This window comes from Streptomyces sp. bgisy100 (genome assembly GCF_057709105.1).
The window spans coordinates 145,172-157,967 of record NZ_JBYITE010000005.1 but is presented as its reverse complement, the minus strand read 5'-3'; the positions used below and the strand labels follow the sequence as shown (position 1 = coordinate 157,967).

At 74.7% G+C, this 12,796-nt stretch carries 12 protein-coding genes; 6 read left to right on the top strand and 6 right to left on the bottom strand.

All coding sequences use genetic code 11. From position 1 onward, the window contains the following. Nucleotides 1–68: 68 nt before the first annotated feature. The 3 genes from AC3EQ1_RS05755 to AC3EQ1_RS05745 form a co-directional block, all read right to left on the bottom strand. Nucleotides 69–686 (bottom strand): TOPRIM nucleotidyl transferase/hydrolase domain-containing protein, encoded by a 618-nt coding sequence (locus AC3EQ1_RS05755; RefSeq protein ID WP_432093161.1) that lies wholly within the window; start codon nucleotides 684–686, stop codon nucleotides 69–71. Between the two features lie 140 nt (nucleotides 687–826). Beyond that, nucleotides 827–1,048, bottom strand: a complete 222-nt coding sequence (locus AC3EQ1_RS05750; protein WP_432093160.1) for a CsbD family protein — start codon at nucleotides 1,046–1,048, stop codon at nucleotides 827–829. Nucleotides 1,049–1,396: 348 nt separating this feature from the next. Further along, entirely contained in the window at nucleotides 1,397–1,876 is a 480-nt protein-coding gene (locus AC3EQ1_RS05745; RefSeq protein ID WP_432093159.1) for an NUDIX hydrolase, read from the bottom strand. A gap of 208 nt (nucleotides 1,877–2,084) precedes the next feature. Here AC3EQ1_RS05745 and AC3EQ1_RS05740 point away from each other — a divergent pair, with 208 nt between their 5' ends. Next, the gene (locus AC3EQ1_RS05740) at nucleotides 2,085–3,161 is read left to right on the top strand and encodes an O-antigen ligase family protein (protein ID WP_432093158.1); all 1,077 of its coding nucleotides are present in this window, start codon (nucleotides 2,085–2,087) and stop codon (nucleotides 3,159–3,161) included. A gap of 238 nt (nucleotides 3,162–3,399) precedes the next feature. Here AC3EQ1_RS05740 and AC3EQ1_RS05735 read toward each other — a convergent pair whose 3' ends face one another. Beyond that, the gene (locus AC3EQ1_RS05735; RefSeq protein WP_432093157.1) at nucleotides 3,400–3,963 is read right to left on the bottom strand and encodes a hypothetical protein; all 564 of its coding nucleotides are present in this window, start codon (nucleotides 3,961–3,963) and stop codon (nucleotides 3,400–3,402) included. 282 nt (nucleotides 3,964–4,245) lie between these two features. Continuing rightward, nucleotides 4,246–5,034, bottom strand: a complete 789-nt coding sequence (locus AC3EQ1_RS05730) for a glutamate racemase (protein WP_432093156.1) — start codon at nucleotides 5,032–5,034, stop codon at nucleotides 4,246–4,248. A 259-nt stretch (nucleotides 5,035–5,293) separates the two neighbouring features. Here AC3EQ1_RS05730 and AC3EQ1_RS05725 point away from each other — a divergent pair, with 259 nt between their 5' ends. Then, nucleotides 5,294–6,598 carry a glycosyltransferase gene (locus AC3EQ1_RS05725; protein ID WP_432093155.1) on the top strand — a complete coding sequence of 435 codons (1,305 nt, stop codon included), beginning with the start codon at nucleotides 5,294–5,296 and terminating at the stop codon, nucleotides 6,596–6,598. A gap of 4 nt (nucleotides 6,599–6,602) precedes the next feature. On the opposite strand, the gene AC3EQ1_RS05720 is transcribed toward AC3EQ1_RS05725, so the two are convergent. After that, complete coding sequence (locus tag AC3EQ1_RS05720; protein ID WP_432093207.1) at nucleotides 6,603–7,904, bottom strand: TerD family protein; 1,302 nt, start codon at nucleotides 7,902–7,904, stop codon at nucleotides 6,603–6,605. Nucleotides 7,905–8,200: 296 nt separating this feature from the next. On the opposite strand from AC3EQ1_RS05720, the gene AC3EQ1_RS05715 reads away from it, so the two are divergent. The 4 genes from AC3EQ1_RS05715 (at nucleotide 8,201) to AC3EQ1_RS05700 (ending at nucleotide 12,780) form a co-directional block, all read left to right on the top strand. Then, nucleotides 8,201–8,653, top strand: coding sequence for a DUF6643 family protein (locus AC3EQ1_RS05715; RefSeq protein WP_432093154.1), 453 nt, complete (start codon nucleotides 8,201–8,203; stop codon nucleotides 8,651–8,653). Nucleotides 8,654–8,713: 60 nt separating this feature from the next. After that, nucleotides 8,714–9,538: an MOSC domain-containing protein gene (locus AC3EQ1_RS05710; protein ID WP_432093153.1), complete on the top strand. Its 825-nt coding sequence runs from the start codon at nucleotides 8,714–8,716 to the stop codon at nucleotides 9,536–9,538. 90 nt (nucleotides 9,539–9,628) lie between these two features. Beyond that, a complete protein-coding gene (locus AC3EQ1_RS05705; RefSeq protein ID WP_432093206.1) occupies nucleotides 9,629–10,231 on the top strand; it encodes an Rv1733c family protein in 603 nt (200 codons plus the stop codon). 95 nt (nucleotides 10,232–10,326) lie between these two features. Next, nucleotides 10,327–12,780 carry a right-handed parallel beta-helix repeat-containing protein gene (locus AC3EQ1_RS05700; protein WP_432093152.1) on the top strand — a complete coding sequence of 818 codons (2,454 nt, stop codon included), beginning with the start codon at nucleotides 10,327–10,329 and terminating at the stop codon, nucleotides 12,778–12,780. The last annotated feature ends 16 nt before the right edge of the window (nucleotides 12,781–12,796 follow it).

Genomic DNA, 12,796 nt, shown 5'->3' with positions numbered 1-12,796 from the left:
GCGACGGTCGGCACCACCCCACGCTCGTTGCCGTCGAGCACGATCGGAACGGCAGCCCGCCCACGACCTCACAGTCTCGCGAGGAGGCCGTCGAGCGGGGGCGGTGTCCGGTCCGGTGCGAGGGCCTCGACCAGGAGACGGCCGTACCGGATCTTGCGGCCCTTCTTCGTGCCGAGGAAGCGCCGCACCTGCTGATGCCGGGGCCGGCCGTGCTGTGCGGGCTGGCGCTGGAAGGTCCGCCAGGCGCGGAAGTCGCCCTCGGCGCGGAGGATCTCCTCGACTCCTGCCGTGCCGAGCGCGCGGATGAGTTCGTCCTCCAGGTCCGCGGCGCACACGTAGATGTCCTGAAGCGGTGCCTCCGCCCGCGTCAGGCCACGCTCGTAGAAGCCCCGTTCGCCCTCGTCGCACAGTCCGGTCAAGCGCAGACCGAGGCCGGGCGGCCCGAGGAGGCCGGCATAGCGGCCGACGCTCATCGCCCCGCCCATCGGCACGACACACACTCCCTCGGCGGCCAGGTCCCGGCGACGCCGCGCGGCCAGCGCCTCGACGGCCGCGAGATCGCTCAGCCCTTCCAGGAGCACCGCGGTCCGCGCCCCCAGACTCTCCGCCAGATCGCGCGCGGGACCGCCGGGACCGCCCGTCGCCCAGTCGGTGACCGCCTCCCGGAACGCCCTCATGTCCGCCATGGGGCGAGTCTGCCCGTCCACCGGTGGTACGGCACGGGATTATTCGCTCTCGGGAACTGCGACGGTTCCCGTGCCCCCGGCCACCGCGGACCCGCACAGTGCGCGGTCACGGGCCTCGCGGCGGTGCCGGCGCCGGTGGCTCAGCCCTTCCTGCGCCGGTTCCTGTCCTTGAAGGATTCCCTGGCGCCGGCCAGGTTCTCCTTGACGTCGTGCATCGCCTCCCGGGCCCTGCCCTTCATCTGGTCGGCCCGGCCCTCGCCACGGAGACGTTCGTCGCCGGTGACCTTGCCGACCATCTCCTTGGCCTTGCCCTTCCATTTGTCCGCGGGGCCGTGACGGCCTCCGCCGGTCCGCTCTCTCATGGGAGCCGCCCTCCTGTCGGCGGATGCTGATGTCCGTCGTCCACGCTGCCGCAGGCACCACGAGTTCGCACCTCGGACACCGGTCACCGGCCGGCCCGGCCCCGTGTCACCGGGCCCGCGCAGCCCCGACGACCTGCGACATCGACGGATGCCGGGGGCTCGGGAACACGCAGGCACCGCCGACCTTCCCGGCAGAACCGCGGAACACACGACGGGGCCGGCACGCCGGACGGACGCCGGGCAGGACGGCCGGAAGGCACCCGACCGGACAGGGGCCGAATCGCTCCGTGGCCGAATCCGTCCAGGGCGGAATCGGTCAGCGTCAGGGCCCGCCGGTCACAGGAACGGTCAGTCTGCGACGGCAGGATCGAACCAGGCCGGGCCATCCCCCAGAGCCTGCTTGATCCGCATCAGCGCGAAGTCCTCCAGCTCGGGCAGGCTGTCCAGGGAGAACCAGCCCACGTCCAGCGACTCGTCGTCGTTGACCCGGGCCTCGCCGCCGACCGCGCGGCAGCGCAGCGTGACGTCCATGAACTGGCACCGGTCGCCGTTGGCGTACTCCATCGGGTCCATGGCCTGGACGAGCACGACCCGCTCCGGTACGCACTCCACCGCCGTCTCCTCGAAGACCTCGCGCACGGCGGTGCGGGCGGGCTGCTCCCCCGGTTCGCAGATGCCGCCGATGATGGACCAGCGGCCGGTGTCGGCGCGCTTTCCGAGCAGCACTCGCCCGTCGTCGTCGAAGACGATGGCACTGACACCGGGGAGCCAGAGGAGCTGGTGGCCGGCGGTTTCGCGCAGGGCGAGGATGAAGTCGGGCGTTGCCATGCGATGAGCCTAACGGTCGCCCCGATCTTGAGCCCGGCACCCCGGCGTCGCCCGGCGACGTCACCCGCGTCCCGCCCCGCCGTCGCGGCATTGCTCCTGCACAGGGCTCCACAGCCCGGCATCCCAGCCGATACGGTAGGCCGACCATGTGCCCGCTCGGCACCCGTAGTGCGCGAGCGGTGCCCGTCAGAACTGGGGGGTCGACGGGATGGCACCGTCTGTCGCTGAACCCGCCGCGCGGGAGCGCGGCAGCACCGCCGATGTGACCGGCGTCGTCGTCCTGGGGTGCTGCGCCGCCTGGGCCCTGATCACCGCGGCCGGCCGTGAGTCCCGCCCGGAGGGCATGCTGCTCGCGCTGCTCGCGGTGGCGGCGGGATACGCCTGCGGGCGGATCGGCGGAGCGCTGCTCCCGGTCGCCGCCCCGGTCGGCGCGGCGCTCGCCGGGGTGGCCCTGGCGGCCGGTACGCCGTACGACCTGCCCGGCCCGGCCGTGGGGCCCGCTCCCGGACACACCGGTGCCACCGCCGCTCAGCTGGCGCTGGCCGCGGGTGCCGCGTGCTGCGCCGCCTGGGCCACCCGCAGGCCCGGGCTGCGGCTGTCGCTGCGGCTGATGGCGCTGGCCGTCGCCGGGTCGGCGCTGGTTCTCGGCTCGGTGGCGGGCTGCGTGGCGGCGCTGGTGGTCCTGATCTGTTCGCTGGCCGCGGGGGCGGCCCGGCACCGGCTGCCGGCCCTCGCCGGGGCGGCCGTGCTGGTGGCCTGTGCGGCCGGCGGTTCGTGGGCGCTCGCGGAGGGCCGGCTCCCCGACGGGCTGGTGACCCGGGCCGAGGCGCGGCTGACCGAGCACCGGATGCTGCTGTGGCGGGACGCGGTCGGGCTCGCCGAGGACCATCCGGTGCTGGGCGCCGGACCCGACCGGTTCGGTGACCTCAGCACCACGGTGCAGCAGACGGCGAACTCGGACGGCAAACCCCATTCGGCAGTGCTGAAGCAGGCGGCGGAGCAGGGGGTTCCCGGGGTGCTGCTGCTGGGTGCGGCCTACGGCTGGGTGCTCCATTCGCTGTGGCGGTCGGAGCGGTCCACCGGGGTCGCCCTCACCGCGGGGGCCGCGCTGACGGTGCTGGCCCTGCTGTCGGTGGCCAGCAATGCGTTGAGCTTTGTCCAGGTGACGGCCGCGGCGGGGCTGCTCGCGGGCCTCGCCGCGGCCCGCCCGCTCGGCGAGGCCGGCGGCGCGGCGGCCCCCGCCACCGGCTCCTGGCCCCGGGTACAGGGCGCCTTCCCGCCCTGACGCTGACGGAGCGCCCTGACGGACCCGACCGGAACCGCCATGCCGCCCGTTCCGCCCGGCCCGGCCGCGCCCGCGCTGCCGCTGCTGGAGCGGGACGAGGAGCGCGAACGGCTGGTGCGGCTGCTCTCCCGCGGGCGCTCCGTACGCGTTACCGGCTCACCGGCGAACTCCCCGGTACGGATCGGGTGTGCGGTGCGGCCCGGCGGCGGCACGCGCAGGCGCCCGCCCCGGGAGGCAGTCAGGCGGGATCGTGGGTCGTCGACATCCTGCGCAGCCGGTCGTGGATCACCCGGACCGCGACCTCGGCCTCGTCGACCGTGACCGTGAACCGGCGGCCGTCCCCCATCCGGAGCAGCAGGCCCTCGCCCCGGCGGACGACCACGGCGGTGCCCTTCTCGGGGCGCCACCGGCAGCCCCAGCCACCCCACTCATGCGGGGTCACCCGGGGCACGTACTCGGCGCCGACAACGTTTTCCAGCGCGATGCGGCGGCGCGGCAGACCGACGTGGCCGCACCGGACCTCCAGCACCTCGTCCTCGATCCGCACATGGACGTGGACGAAGGCGAGCGTGCCGTAGAGCACCAGCAGGCCCACGGCCAGGCATCCGATCACCGACATGAGCAGCGGCACGATGCCGGACGTCCAGGGGGCCTCGACGGCGAGTTCCACGCCGAGGGCCATGCAGCCGACGCCGAGGGCGGCGAGCGGCCACTGCGCGCGGTTGGTCGCGCGCCCGGTCCACACCGCGGGGACGGGCTCGGCCCGGCCGCCCGGATCGTCGTGGTGGAGGTCGTCCCTCATGAAGCGAGCGTACTCGCGTTCCCCCGCGACAGCAGAGCGTGTCCGGTCCGCTCCGCTGCGCACATGCCGCAGTACTTCCGCTCCGGGAAGCCGTCACGCGCCGACCACCGGTGACTCCACGGGACAGCGGATCCGGGCCCGCGCCACTGGGTCCTGGCGCCCGCAGCCGCGCCGCTGCGGGCGCCTTCGGCGCACCGCCCGACGTTGGCTCCATCGGCGCGGCAGGTACCGGTCGGTCGTCGGCTCCATCGGCGCTGCCGGCGCCCGGCGGTCCGTGGGGCGTCAGCCCACGGCGGGGCTCATGGCCGCGAGGAGCCGGCCCTCGGCGTAGGTCAGGGCGACCTCGGGCAGGGTGGTCTCCCGTCCGCTGAGGATCACCGTCAGGTCGTCGGACGGGGCCGCGGCCGGCGCCGGCTGCGCACCGATCCGGCGCAGTGCCTGCGCGGCGACGGCCCCGGCGGAGCCGTGCAGCGCGATCGCGGGCCCGGACGACTGCTGCACGGCCTCCCGGATGCGCTCGGCGACCAGCTCGTAGTGGGTGCAGCCGAGGACGACGGCCCGTACGTCGCGGGGGGTGAGGGCGGCCGCCGCGGCGATGGCGGCGTCGATCGCCGTCTCGTCGCCGCGCTGCACGGCGTCGGCGAGGCCCGGGCAGGGCACACCGGTGGTCGCCACACCGTCGGCGAACTCCGCGATCAGGTCGCGCTGGTAGGGGCTTCCGGTGGTGGCCGGGGTGGCCCAGATGGCCACGGGTCCGCCGCCGGCCGCCGCGGGCTTGACGGCCGGCACGGTGCCGATCACGGGCAGCCCGGGCTCCAGTGCCGCGCGGAGCGCGGGCAGGGCTTGGACGCTGGCGGTGTTGCAGGCGACGATCAGCGCGTCGGGCCGGTGGGCGGCGGCGGCCTCCGCACAGGCCAGGGCGTGCTCGGTGGCATATTCCGGAGTTCTGGGGCCCCATGGCATGCCATCAGGGTCGGAGGACAGCACGAGTGCGGCGTCGGGGCGCAGCCGGCGCACCGCGGCGGCGGCCGCCAGAAGCCCGATACCGGAGTCCATGAGCGCGATTTTCACCCGGCAACCTTATGCGATGGGCCGATCGGGGCAATGCCGCGCACACCCGTCGGGCCCTCCGCCGTACCGGCCCGCACGGGGGGCGGACCGCCTGACGGCACGGCCGCCCGCTCCCCCGGCGCCGGACAACCGGACCCGGTGGCCGCCGAACCGGCCCCCGCGGAGCGGGGAACGACCGGCGGGACAGCGGGCGGGGCAATGGGGCGACCCGCAGTGGCGCCGCGCCCCGCCGCCGCGCGCGGTCCGGCAGACTGCCCGGGTGAGTGCGCTGAGCTGGGTCGCCGTGGGGTCGCTCGCGGTGTGGATGTGGCTGCTCCTGGGCCGTGCGTGGTTCTGGCGCACCGACGTGCGGCTGCCGGCGCGGGAGGCACCCGCGCGGTGGCCGGCCGTGGCGGTGATCGTGCCCGCCCGGGACGAGGCCGCGGTCCTGCCGACGAGTCTCGGCTCGCTGCTCGCCCAGGACTATCCGGGCCCGGTGGAGATCTTCCTCGTCGACGACGGGAGCACGGACGGCACCGGAGATCTGGCGCGGCAACTCGCCGCGGGGACCGGGGGCCCGCGGCTGACGGTGTCCTCCCCCGGGGAGCCGGGACCGGGGTGGACCGGGAAGCTGTGGGCGCTGCGCCACGGCATCGCCCTGGCCCGCACCCGCACCCCCGCCCCGGAGTATCTGCTGCTGACGGACGCCGACATCCGGCACACCCGGGACAGCCTGCGGGAGCTGGTCTCCGCCGCGCACGGCGCCGGGCTGGACCTGGTGTCCCAGATGGCGCGGCTGCGGGTGGCGACGTTCTGGGAGCGGCTGATCGTCCCGGCGTTCGTCTACTTCTTCGCCCAGCTCTACCCGTTCCGCCGGGTGGCCCGGCCGGGGGCGCGGACGGCGGCGGCCGCGGGCGGCTGTGTGCTGCTGCGGGACGCCGCCGCCGCGCGGGCGGGGATCCCGGAGAGCATCCGGGAGTCCGTCATCGACGACGTGGCACTGGCCCGGGCGGTGAAGAGCCGCGGCGGCCGGATCTGGCTGGGCCTCGCCGGCCCGGTGGCCAGCGTGCGGCCGTATCCGCGGCTGGGCGAGCTGTGGCGGATGGTGTCGCGCAGCGCCTACGCCCAACTGCGGCACAGTCCCCTGCTGCTGGCGGGCACGGTCGGCGGACTGGCCGTGGTGTACCTGGCCCCGCCGGCCGCGGCCGTCGCCGGAGCGCTGTCCGGGAACCCCGCGGCGGCGGTGGCCGGAGCGGGGGCGTGGGCGGTCATGGCGGGCAGCTATCTGCCGATGCTCCGCTGCTACGGCCAACCGCCCTGGTACGCACCGCTGCTTCCGTTCACCGCCGCGCTCTATCTGCTGATGACGGTCGACTCGGCGGTGCGGCACCACCGGGGGCGCGGCGCGGCCTGGAAGGGGCGGACGTATCCGGCGCCCGCCCGGCCCGGCACCACGCGGACACCCGCCCGCGCCGGCTCCGTGGCGGCCCCCGCCCGGCGCGGGGCGATGGACACCGCAGCCCGGTCCGGAACTCCGGACGCACCCACCGGGACCGGCGCCGCCGAGGAGGGCGCGGGGCCGTGAGGCGTCACTTGCGGCCGGGGGTCCAGTTCATGCCCCAGCCGTAGGCCCGGTCGACGGTGCGCTGCGGGCTGACCCCGCGCTCGGGGACGAGGTAGCGGGCCTCGCGCTGGACGACCAGTTCGCCGCCGCCGGTGTTGGTGATGAGCGCCAGGGCGCAGACCGTGGAGGGGACGGTGCACTCGTCGAGGGAGAAGTCGACCGGCGCGCCGTGCTGCGGTTGCAGGGTGACGGTGGCGTGGAGGTCGGCGAAGCTGCGCGCGCCCTCGTAGACCGTGACGAAGATCAGGATGCGCCGGAACCGGTCCTTGTGGTCGAGACTGACCGTCAGATTCTCGCCGGACGCCGTGGCTCCGGTCCGGTCGTCGCCGTCGAGGTGGAGGAACGGCGGGTGGTGCAGCGATCCGAAGGAGTTCCCCAGGGCCTGGACGACGCCCTTGCTGCCGTCGGTGAGCTCGTACAGCGCGCACAGGTCGAGGTCGAGGTCGGCGTGCAGGGCCATGGCCCGGCCGAGCTTGTTCCCCCAGCCCTTGAACTGCTTCCGCACCTCCCAGTTGAGGTTCACCCGCAGCGCGCCCGAGGTGCCGCCCTGCTTGGTCAGCGACACGGCCGGGGCGTCCTTGGTCAGCGTGACCTTGCTGAGGCGCACCGGCGCGGCGGGCGGGGCGGCAGGGGCGGGCACCGCGGCGGCGGGCGCCGGCCGTTCCGGCGGGAGGGGCACGGCAGCGGGCGCGGACGCCGGGGCGGCGGACGGAGCGGCGGGCCCCGGCGCCGCGCGCCGGGGCGCGGGGTCGTCCACCGAGATCCCGAAGTCCGTGGCCAGCCCGGCCAGTCCGGAGCCGTAGCCCTGCCCCACGGCCCGGAACTTCCAGGCCCCCTGCCGGCGGTACAGCTCACCGAGGACGAAGGCCGTCTCCACCGTGGCGTCCGCGCTGTCGAACCGCGCCAGCTCGGCGCCGTTCGCCGCGTCCAGCACCCGGATGTGCAGCCCCGGCACCCGGCCGAAGCCGCCGCCGTCCGCGGAGGCGGCCAGGACGACGGTCTCGACGGCGGGTTCGACCGCGCCGAGGTCGACGGAGAGCGTGTCGGTCACCGCCTCCCCCGAGGTGCGCTTGCCCTCGTGCCGCACCGCGCCGGAGGCGTGCGCGGGCTGGTTGTAGAAGACGAAGTCGGCGTCGGAGCGGACCTTGCCCGAGCCCTGGAGCAGCAGCGCCGAGGCGTCCGCGTCGGGCACGCCCGGCCCGGCGCGCCAGCCCAGTTCGACCCGCACCGCCGCGGCCGGAACCGGAACGTTCGCACCCTTGCGCATCGTCATGCTCTCCCCCTCGCCGCCGTGCCGGACGTCCGGCCTCCGTGATGTCCGGGAACAACCTATGCCCGCCGGTTCGTGTGCGGTACGGCGCCGGTCGGCAGCAAGCCCTTTCCATACCTCCTCCAACCCGCGGTAACCCGCCGGGCGCAAGGCCTTTACAGGATCTCAACGCGACAAGAAGCCCGTTTTCCCCGAGTTCATCCCCATTGGCGATCCATCCGCGCTCCGAACTCGTGAAACAACCCCCTGATCGGTCTCCCCAATCAGCACATCGTGGGCTTAACTTATGGAGCATGACCTCCCCCCGCTCCACCTATGGCGGCGGTTACTACTCCGCGCCTTCCTTCCCGGACACTCCGATCTACGACAGCCTCGTCGCAGAGCGGGGAACCCCGCAGATCGCCCCGATCCGGGTGCCTTCCGCCTACGACAGCGGAAGCTCGTTGCCCGCCCTCCCGTCGGCGCTGCCCGCGCTGCCCTCCGGCCCCTCGCAGCAGGTGCCGTCCTACGGCTATCCGGCCGCCGCTCCGCAGCCCCAGCCGCTGCAGAGCGCCCCGGCGCCGTACATTCCGCAGCAGGCGGGGGCGCCGCGCGGGTATCCGGGACCGCAGCAGTACCAGACCCCGGCGGGCGGGAACGGCTACGACCAGATGCGTCCGGCCGCGCCGCGCCCGGCGGCTCCGCGGCCCGCGCCCTCGCCGTACGAGGACCCGTACGGCCGCCCGTATCAGGGGCGCGGTTACTGACCTGCCCCGAACGGCCCCACCGATCGGTCATTTGTCCGATCCTGCTGGCAGACTGGACTCATGCCGAATCCAGTGCTCCGAGCGGTCCACGTCTACCCGGTCAAGTCGGTGGCGGGCTGCAACCCCGACGAGGCGGCCGTGGAGCCGTGGGGGCTCGCCGGGGACCGCAGGTGGATGCTGGTCGACACCGCCGACCGGTTCATCACGCAACGGGCCTACCCGCGCCTGGCCTTGGTGGCCGCCGAGCCGCTGCCGGGCGGGGGCGTCCGGCTCACCGCTCCGGGCATGGAGCCGCTGACGGTGGAGGTGCCGGAGCCCGTCGCGCCGACCGCTGTGGAGGTCTGGCGCGACACGGTGAAGGCGGTGCCCGCCGCCGCGGCCGCGGGTGAGTGGTTCAGCAGCCACCTCGGCACCGACGCTCGCCTGGTGCATCTGGACGACCCGGCCCGCCGGCGCCCGGTGGACCCCGAGTACGGGCGGCCCGGTGAGACCGTGAGCTTCGCCGACGGGTTCCCGCTGCTGCTGACCACCACGGCATCGCTGGACGCGCTCAACTCCCTCATCGCGCAGGGCGACCACCCCGATGAGGGGCCGCTGCCGATGAACCGCTTCCGGCCCAGCGTCGTGGTGGACGGCACCGCTCCCTGGGCGGAGGACGGCTGGTCCGGGGTGCGGATCGGCGAGGTGAGGTTCCGCGTGGCCAAGCCCTGCGGCCGGTGCGTGATGACCACGACCGACCAGCGGACCGGCGACCGCGGCAAGGAGCCCCTGCGCACGCTCGCCCGCCACCGGCGCGTCGGCGACCAGCTGATCTTCGGCCAGAACCTGGTCCCGGAGCACACGGGGACGATCCGGATCGGTGATCCGGTGGAGGTGACCGGGTAACAGGGCGAGTGATCTCGTTCTCCGTCGGACTTCCCGTACATCTGCCGTGGGGTGTGCGGGCATGACAGACACGGAAGGGGGTGCATGACCGTGCGCGTGATACCCGGCCTCTGGCGCTGGCGGCGGAACCCGCTGCGCCGGAGGACCGACACTGCCGAGACCTGGGCGGCGCTGCTGGCGGCCGCGCTGATCGTCATCGGGGCACCCGCGGCCGGGGTGGCCGTGGGGACCGGTGTGCACGACAGGCTGGCGCAGTGGGTGCACGACCAGCGCCAGGCGCGTCATCTGGTGACGGCGACCGTGGTGCGCCGGGTTCCGCACCCGCCGATCGACCCCGACCCGGAGACCTCCTCGGCCCGGGACGCGCATCACCGGGTGGTGGCCACCTGGCGGGCCCCCGACGGCAGGGTCCTGACCGGCCCCTCGATCTCCCCCCGGTCGGTCACGCCCGGCGACCGGTTCCGGCTGTGGACGGACGCCCGCGGACGCATCGTCCCCAGGCCGATGGACCTGTCCACGGCCACCTCGCACGCGGTGCTCGCCGGAGCCGGCGCCGCGGCCGCCACGGCGGCTCTGGTGGAGGCCGCGCGACGGCTCGTCGTATGGCGTCTCATGCATCGGCGGTACACCCGGTGGGACCAGGCGTGGGAACGAGCCGGTCAGGACTGGGGCAGGACCGGCACAGGCCGCTGAGCGGTCAACTGCCCCGCCCCGCGCACGCTACGGTGGACCGCCAGTACAGCCGTACGCGATGAAGCACACGCACGAGGTGGGGGCACGTCAGCAGCATGGCACCACAGGGCACGGTCCAGGTGACGCACACCGGCACTTCGCGGTGGCGGCGCCGCACAGGCGAGTACGCCTCCCTCGGCGCGGCCCTGGACGCCGCCGGTGACGGCGATGTGCTGACCGTCGCCGCGGGCACGTACCGGGAGAACCTGGTCGTGACGCGGGCCGTCACCCTGCGCGGTCCGGAGGGCTCCCGCGGCGCTGTCCGGATCGCGCCGCCGGACGGTGTCGCCCTCACCGTACGCGCTTCCGCGATCCTCCAGGACCTGCACGTCGAGGGCCAGGACTCCGCCGCGCCCGCGCTGCTGATCGAGGACGGCACCCCCGAGCTGACCGCGCTGCGGGTGGTCACCCGCTCGGCCGTGGGCATCGAGGTCCGCGGCGGCTCCCGCCCGGTGGTGCGCGGCTGCACGATCGACAACCCCGGCGGCATCGGCATCGGCGCCGTCGAGGGCTCGGGCGGGGTCTTCGAGGACTGCGAGGTGGTCTGCGCCGGCCAGGCCGGTGTGGCCGTGCGGGGCGGCGCGCACCCCCGGCTGGAGCGCTGCCGGATCCACCACTGCTCCGGTGCGGGCCTCTCGCTGACCGGGGAGAACAGCTCGCTGGAGGCCATCGGCTGCGAGGTGTACGAAATCAAGGGCACCGGGGTGCACATCACCTCGCGCGCCACCGGCCACCTCACCGACTGCACCGTGCACCGCACCTCGACGGACGGGATCACGCTCGACACCGATGCCGTGCTCACGCTGTCCGACTGCACCCTCCACGACATCCCGGAGAACGCGGTCGACCTGCGCTCCCGTTCGGTGCTCACGCTCACCCGCAGCACGGTGCGGCGGTTCGGGCGCAACGGGCTGTCGGTCTGGGACCCGGGGACCCGGGTCGACGCCAACCAGTGCGAGATCCACGACAGCACCGGCGACTACCCGGCGGTGTGGGTGAGCGACGGCGCGGTCGCGGTGCTGGACTCCTGCCGGGTGCACGATGTGCCGGACGCGCTCTTCGTGCTCGACCGGGGCTCCCGGGCCGATGTGGTCGACAGCGACATCGCGCAGGTCCGCAACACCGCGGTGTCGGTGAGCGACGGGGCCACCGCCCAGCTCGACGACTGCCGGATCCGGGAGGCCGCGACCGGCGCCTGGTTCCGTGACCACGGCAGCGGCGGCACCCTGGCCAACTGCACCGTCGACGCCGTGGCCACCGGTGTCATCGTCACCAAGGGCGCGGACCCCACGGTGGAGCGGTGCACCGTCACGTCCCCGACGGAGGCCGGGTTCTACGTGTCCGCCGAGGGCCGGGGCACGTTCACCGGCTGCCGGGTGACGGGCAGCAGCGGCTACGGGTTCCACATCATCGACGGCTGCCGCACCACCCTGACGCGCTGCCGCACCGAGCGCTGTGCGCGCGGTGGCTACGAGTTCTCCGACCAGAGCGCGGCCTCGGGCGACGGCCGCACCGGAGGGCCCGTCTGCGAGGACTGCACCAGCGACGAGAGCGCCGAGCGCCGCACTCCCGCGGCGGCCGGCGCTCTCACCGCTCCGGCGGTGCAGACCGCGACCGCCACCACCGGCCTGCTCGGCACGGTGCCCGCGCAGCCGGCCCCGGCCGCCGCTCCCGCCGAGCCGGCCCCCGAGCCGGCCCGGCCGTCCACCGCGGTCCTCGGCGAACTCGACGCGCTGGTGGGCCTGGACAGCGTCAAGCGCGAGGTGCGGGCGCTCACCGACATGATCGAGGTCGGCCGTCGGCGGCGGCAGGCCGGTCTGAAGGCCGCGTCCGTGCGCCGGCATCTGGTCTTCACCGGCTCCCCCGGCACCGGCAAGACCACGGTCGCCCGGCTGTACGGGGAGATCCTCGCCTCGCTCGGGGTGCTGGAGCGCGGCCACCTGGTCGAGGTGTCGCGGGTCGACCTGGTGGGCGAGCACATCGGCTCCACCGCCATCCGCACCCAGGAGGCGTTCGACCGGGCCCGCGGCGGGGTGCTGTTCATCGACGAGGCCTACGCGCTCTCCCCCGAGGACTCGGGGCGGGACTTCGGTCGCGAGGCGATCGACACGCTGGTGAAGCTGATGGAGGACCACCGGGAGGCGGTGGTGGTGATCGTCGCCGGCTACACCGCCGAGATGGAGCGCTTCCTGTCCGTCAACCCCGGTGTGGCCTCCCGCTTCTCCCGCACCATCACCTTCGGCGACTACGCCCCGGAGGAGCTGCTGCACATCGTGGAGCAGCAGGCCGAGGAGCACGAGTACCGCATCGGGGAGGGCGCCGCGGAGGCGCTGCTCAAGTACTTCACCCTGATCCCGAAGGGGCCGGCGTTCGGCAACGGCCGCACGGCGCGCCAGACGTTCGAGGCGATGGTGGAGCGGCACGCCAGCCGGGTCGCCCAGCTCGCTGACCCCAGCACGGACGAACTCACCCTGCTCTACCGGGAGGACCTGCCCGAGCTGTCCCCCTGAGGGGCCCTCGCCCCGT

Coding starts and splice junctions, on each gene's coding strand:
- AC3EQ1_RS05755 (WP_432093161.1), bottom strand. CDS start 686: ATGGCGGACATGAGGGCGTTCCGGGAGGCGGTCACCGACTGGGCGACG.
- AC3EQ1_RS05750 (WP_432093160.1), bottom strand. CDS start 1,048: ATGAGAGAGCGGACCGGCGGAGGCCGTCACGGCCCCGCGGACAAATGG.
- AC3EQ1_RS05745 (WP_432093159.1), bottom strand. CDS start 1,876: ATGGCAACGCCCGACTTCATCCTCGCCCTGCGCGAAACCGCCGGCCAC.
- AC3EQ1_RS05740 (WP_432093158.1), top strand. CDS start 2,085: ATGGCACCGTCTGTCGCTGAACCCGCCGCGCGGGAGCGCGGCAGCACC.
- AC3EQ1_RS05735 (WP_432093157.1), bottom strand. CDS start 3,963: ATGAGGGACGACCTCCACCACGACGATCCGGGCGGCCGGGCCGAGCCC.
- AC3EQ1_RS05720 (WP_432093207.1), bottom strand. CDS start 7,904: ATGCGCAAGGGTGCGAACGTTCCGGTTCCGGCCGCGGCGGTGCGGGTC.
- AC3EQ1_RS05715 (WP_432093154.1), top strand. CDS start 8,201: ATGACCTCCCCCCGCTCCACCTATGGCGGCGGTTACTACTCCGCGCCT.
- AC3EQ1_RS05710 (WP_432093153.1), top strand. CDS start 8,714: ATGCCGAATCCAGTGCTCCGAGCGGTCCACGTCTACCCGGTCAAGTCG.
- AC3EQ1_RS05700 (WP_432093152.1), top strand. CDS start 10,327: ATGGCACCACAGGGCACGGTCCAGGTGACGCACACCGGCACTTCGCGG.